This is a genomic window from Burkholderia sp. Bp8994 (assembly GCF_003853805.1).
Lineage (GTDB): Bacteria > Pseudomonadota > Gammaproteobacteria > Burkholderiales > Burkholderiaceae > Burkholderia.
This window is the reverse complement of sequence record NZ_QTQH01000001.1, coordinates 76,980-96,005: the sequence shown is the minus strand read 5'-3', so window position 1 is coordinate 96,005 and position 19,026 is coordinate 76,980. Positions and strand designations below refer to the sequence as shown.

The following is a 19,026-nucleotide window of genomic DNA, read 5'->3' as shown; positions in this document are numbered from 1 at the left end:
TCGTCCTCCGGAAAGTCCAGACCGCGCTTCACGTCCGATGTTTGAACCCGGGCGAAGCGCTCCATTAAGCGATCGTCACCCGGCGGTCGCGTTCGTCGCACGCGTTTTCACGCTCCGGAGCGGCCGGCGCGGCAACCGCGCCGAATCTCTCGACGCGCGCCACGGTAAAATTCCGTCGTGACCCGTTGCTCATCCCGTTCAGGCGCCCTGCCGGGCCTGCTGCGGCATGCATCGCCTGCCATCAGGAGCGCGCCGCACAGGAGCCCCTATCTCCTTGATTCCTATACATTCACCGTTTCCCGGAACATGACTTACTCGCTTGCCACCCTGTACACCCGGGAACTCGAGATCCGCAAGAGCCGCTTCATCGCGTTCGCGATCCCCGTCGAGGACCGCGATGCCGCGATGCAGGCGCTGCAGCGCCTGCGCGACGAACACCCGGCGGCCACCCACGTGTGCTGGGCCCTGCTCGCCGGCGGCCAGTCCGGCATGTCCGACGACGGCGAACCGTCGGGCACTGCCGGCCGACCGATCCTCGAAGTGCTGCGTCATCACGATCTCGACGGCGTGCTCGGCGCGGTAGTCCGCTACTACGGCGGCGTGAAGCTCGGCGCGGGCGGCCTGGTGCGCGCCTATACGGATGCGATCGCGTCGGCGCTGCTCGACGCCGAGCGCGTCGAACGCATTCGCCACACGCGGATCGCGATCGAAATCGGCTACCCGGACGAAGCGCGGGTGCGCCGCTGGATCGAGCAGGCGGGTTACGCGCTGGTGGACAGCGCGTACGGGATGACGGTGAAGCTCGTGATCAAGCTGCCGGAAACGGCCGAGGCAGCAGCGAAGACCGAACTGTTCGACCTGACGCAGGGGCGCTCGGGCTTCCCCGACCTGTGAGGATCGGGCAACCCGCCCGGCCTCGCCGCCACGGGTTTCACACAGATTCCCGTGAAAATTCAGATGCGTCCGATAGAAAACCCGCGCGCCGAAGCTTAATCTCCTCCGTGTTCCTCGCGACGCGTCCTGCAAACGCCTGGCCGGGCGTGCAGACATGCGGCACACCGCGCGTCGCCAACGATCGCCAACAATCAGAATTCAGCTACGGGGATATCGGACGCATGCAACTGCAAAAACTGCAAGCCCAGCTCGCGGAACTCGATCGACGCATCCGGGTGGCGCGCCGCCGCGAACGCCAAGCGGCACTGGTGCAGGTACGCCAGCTCGTGACGGACCATGCGCTGACCGCGCGGGAAATCTTCGGGCAGGGTTACAGCGATCGCGTAAAGCTGTTCACGATGGGCACGAAATATCGCGATCCGGCGACGGGCGCGACCTGGAGCGGCCGCGGTCGTGCGCCCGCCTGGATCGCCGGGCGCGACCGCGCCGCGTTCCTGATCCGGGATTAACGCGCGCCGCGTTGCACGGCGCGCCTCCGTGGTCGATGCAGTCGACCCGAACCGCTCAATAAACGTCCGGGACGATCATGCTGTCCGGCGTCGGACGGCGAATGTAGTCCTCGTGATGCTCGCGCTGAGGCAGATCGATCGTCGGCCGCGGCACCTCGTGATACGGCACCTGGGTCAGCAGGTGATGGATGCAGTTCAGGCGCGCGCGCTTCTTGTCGACCGCCTGCACGACCCACCACGGCGCCTCGGGGATGTGCGTGCGCAGCATCATCTCTTCCTTCGCGGCCGTATACGCTTCCCAGCGGCGGCGGCTCTCGAGATCCATCGGGCTCAGCTTCCACTGCTTCAACGGATCCTCGATCCGGCTCTGGAAGCGCAGCTCCTGCTCATGGTCGGTGATCGAGAACCAGTACTTGACGATCTGGATCCCGCTGCGCACGAGCATTTTCTCGAACTCGGGCACCGAGCGGAAAAACTCCTCGTATTCGTCGTCGGTGCAGAAATTCATCACGCGCTCGACGCCTGCGCGGTTGTACCAGCTGCGATCGAACAGCACGATCTCGCCGCCGGCGGGCAGATGCGCGACATAGCGCTGGAAATACCATTGCGTGCGTTCGCGATTGTTCGGAGCCGGCAGCGCCGCCACGCGGCACACGCGCGGATTCAGGCGCTGCGTGATGCGCTTGATCGCACCGCCCTTGCCTGCAGCGTCGCGCCCCTCGAAAATCACGACGAGCCGGTGCCCCGTGCTCACGACCCAGTCCTGCAGCTTCACGAGTTCGCCCTGCAGCCGGAACAGCTCGCGGAAATACTGCTTGCGCGCTTCGCGGCGCTCCGGCGAGAACAGCAGATCCTCGTCGTTGTCGAAGCGGCGGTCGTCGAGCTCCATTTCGAGTTCTTCGTCGTACGCGTCGACGAGGTCTTCCTCAAAACGGCGCTGGCGCGATTCGAGCGATGCCGTATCGGTGAAGTCGTCGGACTCGGTGCGGGTATCGTTATCGCCCATGGGGCCTCCTTCCTTCAATTGGCGCAGCCAAACACCACCATTATCCCAGCGTCTCGCGTCAAATTGATGAAAAAGGGGTCGATCCGCCCCTCAGAAGCGGAATCCGGGCCGCGCTCGCCGAGAGCGTACTTGAACGCGGTCTAACCGCTCCCGAGCAGAACGGGAGCGCACATGCGCCGCTGACGCGGTGACGCCCGCCCGCTGGCGATGCATCAACCGGGCGGCGGCAGCACGACCGTGTCCTCGGGCCCGAGCACGCGGCCGTCCTGCGAGCGAAGCTCCAGTTTCCTGACGGGCAAGCCGGTCTTGCGGTCGACGAGAAGCACGTGCGCCTCGTCCGGTTCGAAGAAGAAATCCTCGCCCCACTGCCGCAGCGCGACGAGCAGCGGAAACAGGCCTCGCCCCTTTTCGGTCAGTACGTATTCGTGATGTGCGCCGCCGTCCGCGGCCGGCACCATGTCCATGATTCCGTGCGCGACGAGGTTGCGCAAACGCGCGGCGAGGATGTTCTTCGCCAGGCCGAGATTTTTCTGGAATTCGCCGAAACGGCGCAGCCCGTCGAATGCATCGCGGACGATCAGCAGCGACCACCAGTCGCCAATCGCATCCAGCGGGCGGGCAACGCCGCAAGGGGAATCTTCGTGGGTGGTTCGTCTGGTCATCGATGGAAGTCGAACGGCGGATGGTGCCATGGGCAATGAAGGTTTCAATATAAAACCAACAATACTGAAAATCAATCGCCGTGCGTCCATTGTTCGAGGAGCACGAACGAAACCGGGTTCCTCATCGGAATTGGTTAGTCGGGGTTAGTCTGGTCATGCATTTCGATGCCAAAAATTGCCGAATTTTCGATTTTTCTTACCTGAAGTCATCCCGTCGTCGAGGCGTTCGACCGTGTCCTGATCATTCATTCAGTTGCAACTTGAAACCTCATGTCCTACGCTCCAAATGGTTTCAACATGAAACCACTATCCACGACCATACGAAGGAGCGCTCGATGATTTCATCCGATGCCACGTTCGACGGCACCTTTCCATTCGCTCCGCACTTCAGCGACGCGCCCGGTTTCCAGATGCACTACGTGGATGAAGGCCCGCGCGACGGCGAAACGGTTCTGTGCCTGCATGGCGAACCCACGTGGGGTTACTTGTTCCGCCACCTGATCGCGGCACTGAGCCCGACACACCGCATCGTCGTGCCCGACCACATGGGATTCGGCAAAAGCGCGACGCCGCAGGATCGCAACTACGGGTTGCAGGACCATATCGACAACCTGGAGCGCTTCGTTCTCGCGCTCGACCTCGAGCGCTTGACGCTCGTGATGCACGACTTCGGCGGCCCGGTCGGCATGGGGCTCGCCGCGCGGCACCCTGACCGGATCCGGCGCATCGTGTCGGCGAACGGGCCGACGCCGTTCGGCCAGCCCGATCTGGTCGAGCGCGTGACCGCGAACGGTCGCGACGCACCGTGGTTCCAGTGGATCGTGCGCGCGGCGGCAGACGACACACTCGAAACGGTGCTCGGGCAGCTAGGCTTCAACATCCTGAGTACGCTGAAGCTCAACGGTTTCGAGAATCATGCCGTCATCGACGATACCTGGATCGCCGCATACGGTGCGCCGTTCGCGCAACCGGCCGACTGTATCGGCGCGATCGGATGGGCGCGCGGATTTGCCGACGGCATGCACCGGTTCGAGGAGCCCGATGCTGCAGCGGTACGCGCGATACGCGACAAGCCCGCGCTCGCGATCTGGGGAGACGCCGATCGCACCCTCGGCGCCGAGCACTTCCTGCCGCTGTTCACTGCGCTGTTTCCGTCGGCGCCCGTCGAGCGGCTGGCCGGCGTCGGGCACTATTGCTTCGAGGATGCGCCCGACGCGGTGACCGACCGGATCGCCGGATTCATCCGCGCCACCGCCTGAGCGCGTTGCACCGCGCGTCCGAGCCATCCGACGCGGCTACCCGCCCGGCACCGGACTGCATGCCGGCCGCGGAACCGCGTGCGCGACCGCTTTCGCGCACGCGTCACTCACCCGCTACTCGACGTCACCGAATGATCCGCGTGACCCCGCGCCCACGCGGATCGGCCATCGCCTCCGGCGTCCTGCCGTCGATCTTGATCACCTGGATGTCGCCGCTGAAGTCCTGCCCCGTCAGCGTGTAGCCGCGGGCCTCGATCTGTTTCGCGAGTTCGCCTTCGATCGGGTGGTACGGCTCCCAGAAGATCGTGTTCGGCGGCAGCAGCTGATGGTGGAAACGCATCGCGCCGACGGCCTCCTTCAACGGCATCCTGAAGTCGTAGATGTTGTTGATCACCTGGAAGATCGACGTGAAGATCCGCGAGCCGCCCGGCGTGCCGATCACGAGCGACACCTTGCCGTCCTTCGTCATGATCGTCGGCGACATCGACGACAGCGGACGCTTCTTCGGCTCGATCGCGTTCGCGTCGCTGCCGACGACGCCGAACATGTTCGCGACACCCGGCTTCGCGGAGAAGTCGTCCATCTCGTCGTTCAGCACGATCCCGGTACCGTCGGCGACCACCCCCGAACCGAAATAGCCGTTGATCGTGTACGTGTTCGACACCGCGTTGCCCCACTTGTCGACGACCGAGAAGTGCGTCGTCTCCGCCTTCTCCGGCATCGACGTGCCGAGGCCCGGCTGCACGCTCTTCGTGTCCGACGGTTCCTTCGGATTGACCTCCGCCGCGCGCTTCGCGATATACGCGTCATCGGTCAGCTGCGCGACCGGCACCTTGTAGAAGTCGGGGTCACCGAGATACTGCGCGCGATCCGCGAACACGCGCTTCTCGATTTCCGCGACGAGGTGGATGTATTGCGGCGAGTTGAGCTTCACGCCCTCGAACTCCTGCTTGAGATCGGCCTTCATCTTCAGCAGCTGCACGAGGCCGATGCCGCCCGAGCTCGGCGGCGGCGCGGTGATCACGTCATAGCCGTTCCACTTCGCCTGCACCGGCTGGCGCCACACCGCGCGGTATTGCGCGAGATCCTCGGTGGTGATCAGCCCGTTGCCGTCGCCGGTCTTCATCGACGCGGCGATCAACTCGGCCGTCTTGCCCTTGTAGAATCCTTCCGCGCCGCCATCCGCAATGCGCGTGAGCACCGCCGCGAGATCGGGCTGCTTGAAGTTCGTGCCGGCCTTCATCGACGCGAAGTACTTGTCGAAGTTGGTCTTGCCGCCGAATTCCTTCGACGCGTCGACGCCGCGCTGCGCCAGCTGCTCGTCGACGACGAAGCCGTCGCGCGCATAGTGGATCGCCGGCGCGAGCACCTGCTTCCACTTCAGCTTGCCGAAACGCTTCTGCGCTTCCCACATGCCGGCGACCGTACCCGGCACGCCGGCCGCGCGCGGGCCGTACAGGCTCATGCCCTTGACGACGTTGCCGTCCTTGTCGAGATACATGTCCTTCGTCGCGGCGAGCGGCGCGCGCTCGCGATAGTCGATGAAATACGGCTTGCCGTCCTTGTAGATCGTCATGAAACCGCCGCCGCCGATGTTGCCGGCTTCCGGGTATGTAACCGCAAGCGTGAACGCGATCGCGACGGCCGCGTCGATCGCGTTGCCGCCTTCCTTGAAGATCCGCTCCGCGGCGTCCGCGCTGTACTTGTCGGCCACCGCAACCGCCGAGCTCGTCAGGACCGCCGGCTGCGGCCCTTTCGCGTAGGCCGGCGTGTTCGGCAGGAAGCCGATGCCGGCCATCGTCGCGAGCACGACGGCGGATGATTTGAAGCGATTCAGCATAGACATTGCATGTCCCCCATGTAGGTCTCCGGCGGGCTGGAAATAGCCCCTGATCCGCTTATAGCCGCTGGCGCACGGTCAGCCCTATGCCGGTTTCGTAGTGAATCGGGGAATGCGGCCGGAAAACTCGCGGCACACTACGAATTGCCGTGGATCGTGTACGGTCGGTCACACGGCGGAGCAAAAAATGAGCCGGCGGATCAGTCGAAATGGCATGCGGCGGATTCGCAGCGCACCCGCGCGATCGGAAATCACGGCACGCGCCGCATGCGCGGCTCCGGCACATGTAAAAAAATGCGATCGAACCGCCCGCTGAGCAGGCCGATCTGAGAAGATAGCGCCCCGCTTTCGCGCCCGATCGTTCGCGCTCGTCCGCGGCCGCTTCACGCTTCTTCGTCTCGTTTCCTATGGCATCACACAATGCGCATCACGCGTCCGGCTTCGCGGCCGGCGTCGCCGCCGCCGTCCTCGTCGCGCAAACCGGCGCGACCGGCCCCTGGCACGCGGGCCTGCTCGCCGCGTTCGCGGCCGGCGTCGCGGGCGGCACCGCGCCCGACTGGCTCGAAGTCGCGTGGTGGACCCGCAAGCGCCGCTTGTGGATCACGCACCGCACCATCACGCACTGGGGCATCGGCTGGATCGCGTTGCTCGCGCTCGGCTGGCACGGGCTCACGCATCATCCGCATCCGCTGTGGGCGGCGCCGCTGTTCGGCTTCGCGTGCGGCGGCGTGATGCACCTGCTCGCCGACTGGCCGAATCCGCTCGGCGTGCCGTGGATCTGGCGGCGCCATTCGCTGAACCTGTGGAACAGCGGACATTGCGACCTGATCGTCGTGGCCGCCGCCTGGGGCGGCACGCTGTGGCTCGCGCAATCGCTGTGGACGCGCGCGCCGTTCCTCGAACACTGGCTCGGCTGGCTGCATCGCGTGTAGTGACACGTCGTAGCGCATAGTCGCGCGCCGATACATGTCGTCACGACTCGTGCTCCGCACCCGCCCGGCGCGCGTCGAACCCGACTTCCTTCTCTCCTCGATCCAGCACCCGCGAACGAGCGGGTTCCGTTACGCACGCACGCCCGTTGAAATGCCGGCGCCGCGCCTCATCTGAATCTCCGGCGCGCGCATTCCCGCCGCGCGCGGTGCCCGGCACGCGCACGCGACGTCTGGCACACTGACGATTCGCACGCGGCCGCCCGCGCGCTCGCACCCCATTTCAACGCTCCGATGGACGTCACAGCCACCCGCCCCGCACACGCGCTCGACGTGTTCCACCCGGCCGTCGCCGCGTGGTTCCGCCGCACGTTTGCCGCGCCGACCGGCGCGCAGGCACTCGCATGGCCGCACATCAAGGCCGGCCGGTCGACGCTCGTCGCCGCGCCGACCGGCTCCGGCAAGACGCTCACCGCGTTCCTGTGCGCACTCGACGACCTCGTGCGCGATGCGCTCGCGCACGACGGCGCGCTGCCCGACGCGACGCTCGTCGTCTATGTGTCGCCGCTGAAGGCGCTGTCGAACGACATCCACGTGAACCTCGACGCGCCGCTCGCCGGCATCGCCGACTCGCTCGCGCAGCTCGGCCTGCCGGTGCCGGCGATCCGCACCGCCGTGCGCACCGGCGACACCACGCAGGCCGAACGCGCGGCGCTGCGCAAGCGCGCGCCGCACATCCTCGTGACGACGCCCGAATCGCTGTACGTGCTGCTGTCGTCCACGTCGGGGCGGCAAATGCTGTCGAGCGTGCGTTCGGTGATCGTCGACGAGATCCACGCGCTTGCGTCGTCCAAGCGCGGCAGCCACCTCGCGTTGTCGCTCGAACGCCTCGACGCGTTGACGGGCCGCGCGTTGCCGCGCATCGGGTTGTCGGCCACGCAGAAACCGATCGACGCGGTCGCGCGCTTCCTGGTCGGCGGCCCGGCCGATGCGCCGCGCGACTGCACGATCGTCGATACCGGTCACACCCGCGAACGCGACCTCGCGCTCGAACTGCCGAACGTGCCGCTCGAGCCGGTGATGGCGACCGACGTGTGGGAACAGGTGTACGACCGGATCGCCGCGCTTGCCGCCGCGCATCGCACGACGCTCGTGTTCGTGAACACGCGGCGCACCGCGGAACGCATGGCGCGCCATCTCGCCGACCGTCTCGGCAAGGACGCGATCGCCGCCCACCACGGCAGTCTCGCGAAGGAGCATCGCTTCGACGCCGAACAGCGGCTCAAGCGCGGCGAGCTGAAGCTGCTGGTCGCGACCGCGTCGCTCGAACTCGGCATCGACATCGGCGACGTCGATCTCGTGTGCCAGGTCGGTTCGCCGCGCGGGATCGCACCGTTCCTGCAGCGTGTCGGACGCTCGGGGCACCATGTCGGCGGCGTGCCGAAGGGCCGCCTGTTCCCGCTGTCGCGCGACGAGCTGGTCGAATGCGCGGCGCTGCTCGATTGCGTGCAACGCGGCGAGCTCGACACGTTGCGGATTCCCGAGGCACCGCTCGACGTGCTCGCGCAGCAGATCGTCGCCGAAGTCGCCTGCGCGGAATGGCAGGAGGACGCGCTGTACGCGAGCTTCACGCGCGCGGCGCCCTACGCACGCCTGTCGCGCGAACGCTTCGACGACGTGATGAAGATGCTCGCCGAAGGCTTCACTAGCCGCCGCGGCGTGCGTGGTGCGTACCTGCATCGCGACGTGGTCGGCGGCACGGTGCGCGGGCGCCGCAACGCGATGATGACCGCGACGACGTCGGGCGGCACGATTCCCGACATGGCCGACTACGCGGTGCTGCTCGAACCGCAGGGTATCCAGGTCGGCACCGTCAACGAGGATTTCGCGGTCGAGAGCCTCGCGGGCGACGTGTTCCAGCTCGGCAACCAGTCTTACCGGATCATTCGCGTGGAAACCGGCCGTGTGCGCGTCGAGGACGCGCAAGGTCAAGCGCCGGGCATTCCGTTCTGGCTCGGCGAGGGGCTCGGGCGCAGCGACGAGCTGTCGGCGGCGGTCGGCCGGCTGCGGGCGCGGCTCGACGGGCTGTTCGCCGAAGGCGATCGGCACTCCGAGGCCGGAGCACGCAAACGCGCGAGCGACGACGCAGCGGGCAAGACGGGCACGCGCGGCAAAACCGGCAAGGCGGCCGCCGAAGCCGACGCGTTGGCCGACTCGCGCAGCGATAACGGCGGCACCGCGATCGCCCCGCCCGCAAGCCGCCTCGCGCCGGCGCTGCGCTGGCTCGTCGACGATCTCCGCCTGTCGCCCGACGCGGCCCGCCAGATCGCCGACTACCTCGCGCGCACGCGCGCGGCGCTCGGCGCCCTGCCGACGCAGGACACGCTCGTGATGGAGCGCTTCTTCGACGAATCGGGCGGCACGCAGCTGGTGATCCATTCGCCGTTCGGCAGCCGTATCAACCGCGCGTGGGGGCTCGCGCTGCGCAAGCGCTTCTGCCGCACGTTCAATTTCGAGCTGCAGGCCGCCGCGACCGACGACGCGATCATTCTTTCGCTGTCGCTCGCGCACAGCTTCGCGCTCGACGAAGTGTGGCGCTACCTGCGCTCGGCGAGCGCCGAGCACGTGCTGGTGCAGGCGCTGCTCGACGCACCGATGTTCGGCGTGCGCTGGCGCTGGAACGCGACGACCTCGCTCGCGCTGCCGCGCTTCACCGGCGGCCGGCGCACCGCGCCGCAACTGCAGCGGATGAAGAGCGACGACCTGCTCGCGACCGTGTTCCCCGACCAGGTCGCGTGCGTGGAGAACGTCGTCGGCGAACGCGAGATCCCGCACCATCCGCTCGTCGACCAGACGCTCGACGATTGCCTGCACGACGCGATGGATACCGACGGCTGGCTCGCGCTGCTGCGCCGGATCGAAAGCGGCGCGATCGAACTGATCGCGCGCGACCTGCCCGCGCCGTCGCCGCTCGCGGCCGAGATCCTGAACGCGAAGCCCTATGCGTTCCTCGACGACGCGCCGCTCGAGGAGCGCCGCACGCAGGCCGTGCAGTCGCGCCGCTGGAGCGATCCCGAATCGGCCGACGATCTCGGCGCGCTCGACGCCGATGCCATCGATGCGGTGCGCGACGAAGCGTGGCCGCTCGTACGCGATGCCGACGAAATGCACGACGCCCTGCTCACGCTCGCGTGCGTCGCCGACGGCGAAGCGCACGCGCACGAAGGCTGGCCCGAACGGCTCGCGGAACTGGCCGAGCGCCGTCGTGCGACGCAACTCGTCACGCCGGACGGCGCCGTGCTGTGGGTGCCGGTCGAACGGCTGGTCTGCATGCGCGCGCTGCATCCCAATGCACGCGTCGTGCCCGCGCTGAAGGTGCCGGCCGCCTGCGCGCAACCCTGGGAAGCCGATGCCGCGCTCGTCGACGTGATCCGCGCGCGGCTCACCGGCTTCGGGCCATCGACGCTCGACGCCATCGCGCAGCCGCTCGGCCTGCCGTCCGCGGCGATCGCGACCGCGCTCGCCGCACTGGAGCGCGAAGGCTACGTGATGCATGGCCGCTTCACGCCGGGCGCCACGACCGACGAATGGTGCGAACGCCACCTGCTCGCGCGCATTCATCGCTACACGGTCAAGCGGCTGCGCCGCGAGATCGAGCCGGTCGAGCGCGCCGATTTCATGCGCTTCCTGTTCCACTGGCAGCACCTGACGCCCGACACGCGCGGCACGGGCCGCGACGCGCTCGCGGCCGTCGTCGAGCAGCTCGAAGGCTACGAAGCCGCGGCGAGCGCATGGGAAGACGCGCTGCTGCCCGCGCGCCTGACCGACTACACGGCCGGCGGCCTCGACGAGCTGTGCCGCTCGGGCAAACTCGTGTGGACCCGCATCGGCGCGCCGGCGCGCGCGGCCGGCACGCCCGTGAAAACGACGCCGATCGTGCTGCTGCCGCGCCGCCACCTCGGCGCATGGCAGGCGCTGCGCGACCCGGACGCGCAGCCGGCGCTATCCGCGCGTGCGACGCAGGTGCGCGATGCACTTGCCGCACACGGCGCGATGTTCTTCGACGCGCTGCTCGACGAACTGCACATGCTGCCGGTCGAACTCGAGCAGGCGCTCGGCGAACTCGTGTCGGCCGGCCTCGTGAATGCAGACAGCTTCGCCGGGTTGCGCGCGCTGTTGAAGCCCGCGGTCAAGCGCAGCGCGACCTATGCGCCGCGCACGCGGCGCGGTGGCGCGCTGATCGGCGGGATGGACGACGCCGGCCGCTGGGCGCTCGTGCAACGCATGTCGGCGCCGGACGATGCGCCAACCCCGGCACCGAAGCGCGGTGCGCCCGCGATCGATCCCGATGCGCTCGAACACATCGCGTGGACGCTGCTGCGCCGCTATGGCGTGGTGTTCTGGCGGCTGCTCGAACGCGAAGCCGACTGGCTGCCGAGCTGGCGCGAACTCGTGCGGGTGCTGCAACGCCTCGAAGCGCGCGGCGAGATTCGCGGCGGCCGCTTCGTCGCGGGGCTCGCGGGCGAGCAGTTCGCGCTGCCGGAAGCGATCCCGGTCCTGCGCGAGCTGCGTCGCCAACCGGGCGACGGCCAGTACGTGTGCGTGACGGGCGCCGATCCGCTGAACCTTGCCGGCACGCTGTTGCCCGGCGACAAGGTGCCCGCGCTGGCCGGCAATCGCGTGCTGTTCCGCGACGGCGTGCCGGTCGCGTCGCTCGTGGCGGGCACGTTCCATTACGCGCCCGAGCTGCCGCCTGCCGCGCGCGAGGATGCGCGCCTGCGGCTCGCACGCCGCCACTGACTCCTGACATCGGCTGACACACGGCACATCGCGGACTACTAAACGCCGCGCGGCAGCACCGCGTACGTTCGGGTAGCATCGAACGATTCATTGCGCGCCCGAGCGTGCCCATAACGAGCCTTCAGGAGACTGCCTTTCATGCCCTCGCATGCCGATTCGCCCGCCGTTCATCACGCGGGCTCGCTGACGATTTTCCAGGGCGCCGCGCTGTATATCGGCGCGGTGCTCGGCACCGGCGTCATTGCGTTGCCCGCGCTCGCGGCCGAGGTTGCAGGCCCTGCATCGCTGCTGGCGTGGGCCGCGCTCGTCGTGCTGTCGGGGCCGCTTGCCGCCACCTTCGCCGCACTCGGCGCGCGCTATCCGGACGCGGGCGGCGTATCGACCTACGCGCGACGCGCATTCGGGCCGAAGGCCGCGGCAATCGTCGGCTGGTGTTTCTATTTCGCGGTGCCGGCCGGTGCGCCGGCCGCCGCGATGTTCGGCGGCGCGTACGTCGCCGCCGTCACGGGCGGCGGACACGTCACGGTGATCGTCACGGCTGCCGCGCTGATCGCTACGGTGTCGGCCGCGAATGCGTTCGGCGTCACGGTGTCGGGCCGCATGCAGCTCGTGCTGTCGGCGCTGCTCGTCACGCTGCTGCTGGCCGCCGTGCTCGCGTCCGCGCCGCATGCAAGCACGGTGAACCTGCATCCGTTCGCGCCGCATGGCTGGCTCGCGGTCGGCCAGGCTGCCGCACTGCTCGTGTGGAGCTTCGCGGGCTGGGAAGCGATCACGCACCTCGCGGCAGAGTTCCGACGGCCCGCGCACGACATGCCGCGCTCGGCCGGGATCGCGGTCGTGGTCGTCGGCTTTCTGTATCTGTCGGTCGCGGCCGCGAGCGTCACGGTGCTCGGGCCGTCGGCCGGCGCGTCGGGTGCGCCGCTCGCGGAACTGATCGCGGGCGGCATCGGCGGTCACGCGCAGGTGCTGGCGGCAGCGGCCGCGCTGCTGCTCACGCTCGGCACGATGAATGCGTATTTCGCGGGCGCGGCGAAGCTCGGCGCAGCGCTCGGGCGCGACGGCGCACTGCCTGCGTGGCTCGCACAAGGCAGCCAGGTCGGCGGCGTGCCGCGCCGAAGTCTTGGCGTGATCGCGGTGCTGGCCGTCGTCGCGCTGGCCGCGACGACGCTCTCGGACGTCGGGCCGAAGCCGCTCGTGCTCGTCACGTCCGGATGCTTCGTGATGGTGTACGGGCTCGGCGCGGCGGCCGCGCTGAAACTGCTGCCGCGCGGCGGCATCGCATATCGCTGCGCGTGGATTTCGCTGGTCGCCGTCGCCGGGCTGTTCCTGACGACGGGGTGGTTCATCTTGTGCCCGCTGCTGCTTGCGGGCGGTGCGCTGCTTTATCTGCGGATGGCCGGGCGACGCACGTGATCGCGTGCCGGCGCCCGTGTGCGGACGAGCAAACGGGCGCTCGCCGCGCTGCGCCGGCACACCGCGAACCGGCCGCGCACCGCTGCGCCGCGGGCGTCAGGCCGGCACCAGTTCGAAGCTGAGCCGCTTGCCGAGTGCGGTGGCCGCGCTCGCGAGCGTCGCGAGCGTGAGGCTCGTGTCGGTTTCGTCGAGCAGCCGGTTGAGCGCGGCGCGGCTGGTCTTCATCCGCGCGGCCATCGCGGTCTTCGTGATGTGCTGCGCCTTCATTTCCTGGCCGATCTGCCACGCGATCACGCGCTTGATCGCGGTGGCGGTGGCCGCTTCGAGATGGCCTTCGTCCTCGAGGAAGCTGTCGAAATCGCTGCCGATATGCGGGTTGTTCGTGGTCGTCATGGGTACTCCAGTGCATGGCGTGGCCGGCCGGCACATCGCCGATCGCATGTGCCGGCGCAGCCGGAGGAATTCAGATGGCGCGCGTCAGCGCTTTCAGCCGCGCGACGGTCACGTCGAGATCGTCGGACGGCGTGGCCTGCGACTGCTTGAAGAACGCGTGCAGCAGCACCATCGTGTCGCCGACGACCGTGAACAGCGCGCGCGCTTCGCTGCGGCAACATCACGCGGATTTCCCACAGATCCTGCGACATCTTCCGGACCAGCGGCATGCCGAGCGGCCAGCCGAGTTGAACGGTCTTGATCTCTTCGCCGATCACCCTGCGCTCGACCTGCCCGAGCGCCGTGAGCCATTCGCGCACCGGCTCGTTGCCACGCGCGGTGCGGGAGAACCGCACGTCGAGCGTGATCTGAATCTGCTGTCTCGCCATCGTCGTGTCATCGAGTGTATCAAAAAAGGTACGATACGCCAAGCACGACGACACCCGCTACTGACCGGATGGCTAACGAATGACGGTGAGTGAGCGGCAGCCGGACGTCATCCATCCACGCCCTGCCCGGCGTCTCGACGCTGGCGGCGAGCCGGCTTGCGCGCGCTACGGGGGGCGCGATGGGTGTGCGCATCGGCGAACCGCGCCTGCGCGATGTCGCGCACGGCGTCGATCAGCGTCCGGGCGACGGGAGACGGTTGCGCATCGGTGCGCAGCACGAGCCCGACCGGCTCGTCGGTGCCCGCGGAAGGCAGCGGCAGCCGCGCGAGCGCGCCGGCCGACAAGTCGTATTCGGCCGCATAGAGCGGCACGAACCAGACCGCGTCGTTCTCGAGCGTGAGCGCACGCGCGACCGACACCGACAGCACCTCGATGAACGAATCAAGCGGCGGCGCGCCGCACGCGCCGAGCAGTTGCTCGGCCGACTGGCGGATCAGCGTGCCGAACGGCGGCAGCACGACCGGATAGCGCGCGAGCTCGGCGGCCGGCGCGGCACTCGCCAGCAGCGGATGGCCGGCGCGCACGACCGCGACGAGCGGTTCGTTGTACAGCTGCTCGAACGCGAGCCCGATCATCCGTTCCGGCTCCGACAGGCGCCCGATCGCGCATTCGATCGCCCCTGCCTTCAGACGCTCCAGCAGCTCGGTATTGGCAGCCGTCGCGATCCGCACCACGATGCGCGGCCAGCGTGCGGTCAGCGCCTTCATCAGCGCGGGCGCGAGCGATGCCGCGACCGTCGGCAGCATGCCGATTTCGAGCGTCGCCGCGGCCGCGCCGCCTTCGCGCGCGAGCAGCCCGACACCCTGCCGCAGCGCCAGCACGCACGCGTTCGCGTGCGGGATGAACAGTTGGGCTTCGCGGGTCGGCTGCGCGCCGTGCCGCCCGCGTTCGAACAACTTCACGCCGAGGATCGACTCCAGTTCGGCGATCGTCTTCGACACGGCCGGCTGCGTGATCGACAGGCTTTCGGCCGCCTTCTGCACGCCGCCCAACTGCGCGACCGCGAGAAAACACTGCAGGTGCCGGAATTTGACGCGGCCGTCGGCGATACGGTTATTCATAACGGGCGGTTATGCGAATGGTGATATCACGCCATTTTGCATAACTTTCCGGAAACGCCCAAGCATTCGGCGCGGCGTCACGCATGACGCCGCCGCGCATGGACTCCGGTCGCCGGGCAGCAACGCGATCACGCCGCTGTCCGGCGGATTTCCATGGGCGCCGCCGAACATAACGAACGGTTATGCGATTCGCGAAAAAAGGTCATTTTGCATAACTTTCCGGATTGGCTAAAGTCTTGCCATCCACTTCGCGAAATACCTGACAGGAGACGCCCGATGGATTCCCCCACGATCCTCACGCCGCGCGACTGGCCGTCGCATCCCGCGTATATCCACCCCGAGTACCGTTCGTCGGTCAAGCGCGGCCCGACCCGCCCGCTGATCCCGTTGAAGGAAAAGCTGCGCGACCAGTACGTGCCCGTCTACGGCACCGACGATCTCGGCGCGCTCGACCACGACCTGACGAAGAACGCCGTGAAGAACGGCGAACCGCTCGGCGAGCGCATCGTCGTCACCGGCCGCGTGCTCGACGAAGGCGGCAAGCCCGTGCGCAACACGCTCGTCGAGGTATGGCAGGCGAACGCGGCCGGCCGCTACGTGCACAAGGTCGACCAGCACGACGCGCCGCTCGACCCGAACTTCCTCGGCGCAGGCCGCTGCATGACCGACGCCGAAGGCCGCTACCGCTTCCTGACGATCAAGCCCGGCGCGTATCCGTGGGGCAACCATCCGAACGCATGGCGCCCGAATCACATCCACTTCTCGCTGTTCGGCGACTACTTCGGCTCGCGCCTCGTCACGCAGATGTACTTCCCCGGCGATCCGCTGCTCGCGTACGACCCGATCTTCCAGGGCACGCCGGAAGCGGCGCGTGACCGCCTGATCTCGCGCTTCTCGATGGACATCACCGAAGAAGGCTATGCGCTCGGCTACGAATTCGACATCGTGCTGCGCGGCCGCGACGCCACCCCGATGGAGCGCTGAACCATGACGACGCTGAAGCAAACCCCTTCGCAGACGGTCGGCCCGTACTTCGCGTACGGCCTGTGCCCGCAGCAATACGACTACGACCTGAAGAGCCTGTTCACGCCGGTGATCGCCACGCCCGACGCCGAAGGCGAGCACGTGCTGCTGGTCGGACAGGTGTTCGACGGCGACGGCAACGTCGTCAGCGACGCGGTGCTCGAATTCACGCAGGTGGACGGCGCGGGCCGCTATCCCGCGTCGCGCGACGACATCGCGAAGTCCGGCTTCACGGGCTTCGCACGCGTCGGCACGGGCACCGATGCGCAGCACCGCTTCGTTATCCAGACGGTCAAGCCGGGCCGCGCCGCCGCCGACGAAGCGCCGCACATCAACGTGACCGTGATGATGCGCGGGATCCTGACCCACGCGTTCACCCGCGTGTATTTCGACGACGAAGCCGCGGCGAACGCGGCCGATCCGGTGCTGAACCTCGTGCCGGCCGAACGCCGCGCGACGCTCGTCGCGAAGCGCGACGCGCCACCGGGCCGGCCCGTCGTGTACCGCTTCGATATCCGCATGCAGGGGCCGGACGAGACCGTGTTCTTCGACGTGTGACGCGTGAGCCGGCGCACGCCGGCTGCCCGCACCGAACCGCCGTGTGGCGCGATACCGACAGGCATCGCGTCGTGCGGCGGTTTTCGCTTTCGGGCCCCCACATTCGATGCCGTGCCGCAGCACGCCCGATCGGGACGGCCGACGCCCTTGGTTGACTGCTCCCGCCTCCGGCATCAAACGCGCGATTGAAACGCATGCTGCGACAGCACATGAATCGTCGGGCCCGCACGATATCGTTTGCGCGTTACACGGCGTATGCTTTGCTATCCGCCCGACACCGACGGGATTGAATCGGAACAGGCAACAATTTCACCCGCAATGCGCGAACACTGCCCCGCTGCCTGAGCGCGGATTTTTCTGACCGAGTGCCTTCAAGCGCGTCTGACCGAAACCTGGCAGACGCGTTTTTTTCGTCCGCGACCGGAGCACGCCGCCGCACTCGCCGCCGCCTCCGCTCCGGCTAGCGGCGAACCTCCAGATACCGGCTCGGCGTTTCGCCGAGGATGCGGCGAAACGCCGACGTAAAGGCGCTCGCGCTCGCATAGCCCAGATCGAACGCGACCCGCGTCACCGGCTGACCGTCGCTCAGGCGGGTAATCGCCGCCAGCATGCAGACCTGCTGACGCCAGGCGGCGAAACTCACGCCGGTCTGCGCGCGGAACAGCCGCGTAAACGTGCGCCGGCTCACGCCCGCGTCGGTCGCCACCTGGTCGAGATCGGCCGCGATCGACGGCGACGCGAACAGATGCCGGCAGATCTTCGCGAGGCGCGCGTCGGCCGGCAGCGGCGCGTGCAGCGACAGCCGCGGCATCGTCGCGATTTCCGCGACCAGCAGCGCCATCAGCTTGCCCGCCCGGCCGTCGACGTCATACATCGCCGGCAGGTCGATCGCATCGTCGATCAGTTGCCGCAGGAGCGGCGACACGCCGTACACGCCGCACTGGTCCGGCAGCCCCGCGGCCTCGGCCGTGTCGTCCGACACGAACGTGTTGAGCATCGTGACCGGCCCGGTCATCGTCATTTCGTGCCGCACGCCGGCCGGCACCCAGCACGCGCGCTGCGGCGGCACCAGCCAGCGGCCGTGCGGCGTCGACACGCTGATCGTGCCGCGCGACGCGAACGCGAACTGCCCGCGCCGGTGCGCGTGCTCCGGAAACGTCGTGCCCGCCGCGTAGTCGTTGGCGGTCACCACGACGCTACGGGGAATGTCTTCGTAGGGATCCAGCAGCGTATTTCTCAAGGCCCGAATTCCATCATGAATGACCCGATATCGAAGGCGGGTCACCTTCGATCGGTCTACGATCCGCTCCACGCTTGCGCGACCGGATGGCCGCAAGACCCGACGGCCGAATCGGCCGGATAGCGACTTCTTCGGAGCGGAGATGCCCAATACGTTTCATCGCGTGGGGGACGGCCCCCACCCTGTTCTCGTGCTGCACGGCTGGTTCGGCGACGCGCGTGCGTTCGAGCCCGTCGAGACGTGGCTGTCGCACGAACGCTTCACCTATGTGTTCATGGACTACCGCGGCTACGGCGGCATGCGCGGCGCGCACGGCGCGTACTCGATCGCCGAAATCGCCGCCGACACGCTCGCCCTCGCCGACGCGCTCGGCTGGCGCACGTTCAGCCTCGTCGGCCACTCGATGGGCGGCATGGCGATCGAGAAGGTCGCCGCCATGGCGCCCGACCGGGTACGCGCGCTGGTGCCGATCGCGCCGGTGCCGTGCGGCGGCCTGCCGTTCGACGCCGCGCGACGCGCGCTATTCGAACGCGCCGCCGACCAGCTCGCCGATCGCCGCACCATCATCGATCGCAGCACCGGCGGCCGGTTGCCCGCCGCCTGGGTCGAGTGGAAAGCCGCGTATTCGGCATCCTGTTCGTCGCCGCACGCGTTCGGCGCGTACTTCCGCGCGTGGGCCGACACGGATTTCACCGACGAGATCACGGGCCGCCATCCGGTGAAGGTGCTGATCGGCGAACACGATCCGGCGTTCGACGCGGCGCTGATGGCGCGCACCTATCTGCGGCGCTATCCGCACGCGACCGTCGACGTGCTGCGCAATGCCGGTCATTACCCGATGAACGAAACCCCGCTCGCGCTGGTCGCCGCGATGGAAGCGTTCCTGCTCGACACGGCGGCAGACCGCGCGCCCGGTGCGTGACGCGCCGCGCATCGGCGGCCTCCGGTCGG

The 19,026-nt window shown here is 68.1% G+C and carries 15 protein-coding genes and 1 pseudogene; 9 read left to right on the top strand and 7 right to left on the bottom strand.

Features of this window, described 5'->3' with window-relative positions; all coding sequences use genetic code 11:
* Nucleotides 1-306 precede the first annotated feature (306 nt).
* A complete protein-coding gene (locus DIE04_RS00425) occupies nucleotides 307-894 on the top strand; it encodes a YigZ family protein (protein WP_124484987.1) in 588 nt (195 codons plus the stop codon).
* A gap of 221 nt (nucleotides 895-1,115) precedes the next feature.
* Nucleotides 1,116-1,403 carry an H-NS family nucleoid-associated regulatory protein gene (locus tag DIE04_RS00420; protein ID WP_124485084.1) on the top strand — a complete coding sequence of 96 codons (288 nt, stop codon included), beginning with the start codon at nucleotides 1,116-1,118 and terminating at the stop codon, nucleotides 1,401-1,403.
* Between the two features lie 55 nt (nucleotides 1,404-1,458).
* Here DIE04_RS00420 and ppk2 read toward each other — a convergent pair whose 3' ends face one another.
* Together ppk2 and DIE04_RS00410 are read right to left on the bottom strand one after the other, a co-directional pair.
* Nucleotides 1,459-2,409: a polyphosphate kinase 2 gene (gene ppk2 / locus DIE04_RS00415; protein WP_124484988.1), complete on the bottom strand. Its 951-nt coding sequence runs from the start codon at nucleotides 2,407-2,409 to the stop codon at nucleotides 1,459-1,461.
* Between the two features lie 212 nt (nucleotides 2,410-2,621).
* Complete coding sequence (locus DIE04_RS00410; RefSeq protein ID WP_124519704.1) at nucleotides 2,622-3,071, bottom strand: helix-turn-helix domain-containing protein; 450 nt, start codon at nucleotides 3,069-3,071, stop codon at nucleotides 2,622-2,624.
* A gap of 335 nt (nucleotides 3,072-3,406) precedes the next feature.
* On the opposite strand from DIE04_RS00410, the gene DIE04_RS00405 reads away from it, so the two are divergent.
* The gene (locus DIE04_RS00405) at nucleotides 3,407-4,330 is read left to right on the top strand and encodes an alpha/beta fold hydrolase (RefSeq protein WP_124519705.1); all 924 of its coding nucleotides are present in this window, start codon (nucleotides 3,407-3,409) and stop codon (nucleotides 4,328-4,330) included.
* A 124-nt stretch (nucleotides 4,331-4,454) separates the two neighbouring features.
* Here DIE04_RS00405 and ggt read toward each other — a convergent pair whose 3' ends face one another.
* Complete coding sequence (ggt, locus tag DIE04_RS00400; protein ID WP_124519647.1) at nucleotides 4,455-6,176, bottom strand: gamma-glutamyltransferase; 1,722 nt, start codon at nucleotides 6,174-6,176, stop codon at nucleotides 4,455-4,457.
* A 401-nt stretch (nucleotides 6,177-6,577) separates the two neighbouring features.
* Between ggt and DIE04_RS00395 the strand changes: the two genes are divergently transcribed.
* From DIE04_RS00395 to DIE04_RS00380, 3 genes are all read left to right on the top strand, one after another.
* Nucleotides 6,578-7,102 carry a metal-dependent hydrolase gene (locus DIE04_RS00395; RefSeq protein WP_044842922.1) on the top strand — a complete coding sequence of 175 codons (525 nt, stop codon included), beginning with the start codon at nucleotides 6,578-6,580 and terminating at the stop codon, nucleotides 7,100-7,102.
* 291 nt (nucleotides 7,103-7,393) lie between these two features.
* Nucleotides 7,394-11,899, top strand: a complete 4,506-nt coding sequence (locus DIE04_RS00385) for a DEAD/DEAH box helicase (RefSeq protein ID WP_124519650.1) — start codon at nucleotides 7,394-7,396, stop codon at nucleotides 11,897-11,899.
* 138 nt (nucleotides 11,900-12,037) lie between these two features.
* Nucleotides 12,038-13,312 (top strand): APC family permease, encoded by a 1,275-nt coding sequence (locus tag DIE04_RS00380; RefSeq protein ID WP_124484993.1) that lies wholly within the window; start codon nucleotides 12,038-12,040, stop codon nucleotides 13,310-13,312.
* Between the two features lie 96 nt (nucleotides 13,313-13,408).
* On the opposite strand, the gene DIE04_RS00375 is transcribed toward DIE04_RS00380, so the two are convergent.
* The 3 genes and pseudogenes from DIE04_RS00375 to pcaQ form a co-directional block, all read right to left on the bottom strand.
* A complete protein-coding gene (locus tag DIE04_RS00375; RefSeq protein ID WP_044842919.1) occupies nucleotides 13,409-13,705 on the bottom strand; it encodes an XRE family transcriptional regulator in 297 nt (98 codons plus the stop codon).
* Between the two features lie 70 nt (nucleotides 13,706-13,775).
* A pseudogene (locus tag DIE04_RS00370) lies at nucleotides 13,776-14,133 on the bottom strand (type II toxin-antitoxin system RelE/ParE family toxin).
* 107 nt (nucleotides 14,134-14,240) lie between these two features.
* Nucleotides 14,241-15,254: a pca operon transcription factor PcaQ gene (gene pcaQ, locus DIE04_RS00365; RefSeq protein WP_124519651.1), complete on the bottom strand. Its 1,014-nt coding sequence runs from the start codon at nucleotides 15,252-15,254 to the stop codon at nucleotides 14,241-14,243.
* Between the two features lie 276 nt (nucleotides 15,255-15,530).
* Between pcaQ and pcaH the strand changes: the two genes are divergently transcribed.
* Both pcaH and pcaG read left to right on the top strand, forming a co-directional pair.
* A complete protein-coding gene (gene pcaH / locus DIE04_RS00355) occupies nucleotides 15,531-16,238 on the top strand; it encodes a protocatechuate 3,4-dioxygenase subunit beta (RefSeq protein WP_124484995.1) in 708 nt (235 codons plus the stop codon).
* 3 nt (nucleotides 16,239-16,241) lie between these two features.
* The gene (pcaG, locus tag DIE04_RS00350; RefSeq protein WP_124519653.1) at nucleotides 16,242-16,835 is read left to right on the top strand and encodes a protocatechuate 3,4-dioxygenase subunit alpha; all 594 of its coding nucleotides are present in this window, start codon (nucleotides 16,242-16,244) and stop codon (nucleotides 16,833-16,835) included.
* Between the two features lie 460 nt (nucleotides 16,836-17,295).
* On the opposite strand, the gene DIE04_RS00345 is transcribed toward pcaG, so the two are convergent.
* Nucleotides 17,296-18,075, bottom strand: a complete 780-nt coding sequence (locus tag DIE04_RS00345; RefSeq protein ID WP_044842914.1) for a helix-turn-helix domain-containing protein — start codon at nucleotides 18,073-18,075, stop codon at nucleotides 17,296-17,298.
* Nucleotides 18,076-18,217: 142 nt separating this feature from the next.
* Between DIE04_RS00345 and DIE04_RS00340 the strand changes: the two genes are divergently transcribed.
* Nucleotides 18,218-18,997 carry an alpha/beta fold hydrolase gene (locus DIE04_RS00340; protein WP_124519654.1) on the top strand — a complete coding sequence of 260 codons (780 nt, stop codon included), beginning with the start codon at nucleotides 18,218-18,220 and terminating at the stop codon, nucleotides 18,995-18,997.
* Nucleotides 18,998-19,026 lie beyond the last annotated feature (29 nt).

What these genes read in the sequence shown, in the direction of transcription:
- pcaG (WP_124519653.1), top strand. Translation starts at nt 16,242, where the DNA reads ATGACGACGCTGAAGCAAACCCCTTCGCAGACGGTCGGCCCGTACTTC.
- DIE04_RS00375 (WP_044842919.1), bottom strand. Translation starts at nt 13,705, where the DNA reads ATGACGACCACGAACAACCCGCATATCGGCAGCGATTTCGACAGCTTC.
- DIE04_RS00340 (WP_124519654.1), top strand. Translation starts at nt 18,218, where the DNA reads ATGCCCAATACGTTTCATCGCGTGGGGGACGGCCCCCACCCTGTTCTC.
- DIE04_RS00405 (WP_124519705.1), top strand. Translation starts at nt 3,407, where the DNA reads ATGATTTCATCCGATGCCACGTTCGACGGCACCTTTCCATTCGCTCCG.
- DIE04_RS00420 (WP_124485084.1), top strand. Translation starts at nt 1,116, where the DNA reads ATGCAACTGCAAAAACTGCAAGCCCAGCTCGCGGAACTCGATCGACGC.
- pcaH (WP_124484995.1), top strand. Translation starts at nt 15,531, where the DNA reads ATGGATTCCCCCACGATCCTCACGCCGCGCGACTGGCCGTCGCATCCC.
- ppk2 (WP_124484988.1), bottom strand. Translation starts at nt 2,409, where the DNA reads ATGGGCGATAACGATACCCGCACCGAGTCCGACGACTTCACCGATACG.
- ggt (WP_124519647.1), bottom strand. Translation starts at nt 6,176, where the DNA reads ATGTCTATGCTGAATCGCTTCAAATCATCCGCCGTCGTGCTCGCGACG.
- DIE04_RS00395 (WP_044842922.1), top strand. Translation starts at nt 6,578, where the DNA reads ATGGCATCACACAATGCGCATCACGCGTCCGGCTTCGCGGCCGGCGTC.
- DIE04_RS00425 (WP_124484987.1), top strand. Translation starts at nt 307, where the DNA reads ATGACTTACTCGCTTGCCACCCTGTACACCCGGGAACTCGAGATCCGC.
- DIE04_RS00410 (WP_124519704.1), bottom strand. Translation starts at nt 3,071, where the DNA reads ATGACCAGACGAACCACCCACGAAGATTCCCCTTGCGGCGTTGCCCGC.
- DIE04_RS00380 (WP_124484993.1), top strand. Translation starts at nt 12,038, where the DNA reads ATGCCCTCGCATGCCGATTCGCCCGCCGTTCATCACGCGGGCTCGCTG.
- DIE04_RS00385 (WP_124519650.1), top strand. Translation starts at nt 7,394, where the DNA reads ATGGACGTCACAGCCACCCGCCCCGCACACGCGCTCGACGTGTTCCAC.
- pcaQ (WP_124519651.1), bottom strand. Translation starts at nt 15,254, where the DNA reads ATGAATAACCGTATCGCCGACGGCCGCGTCAAATTCCGGCACCTGCAG.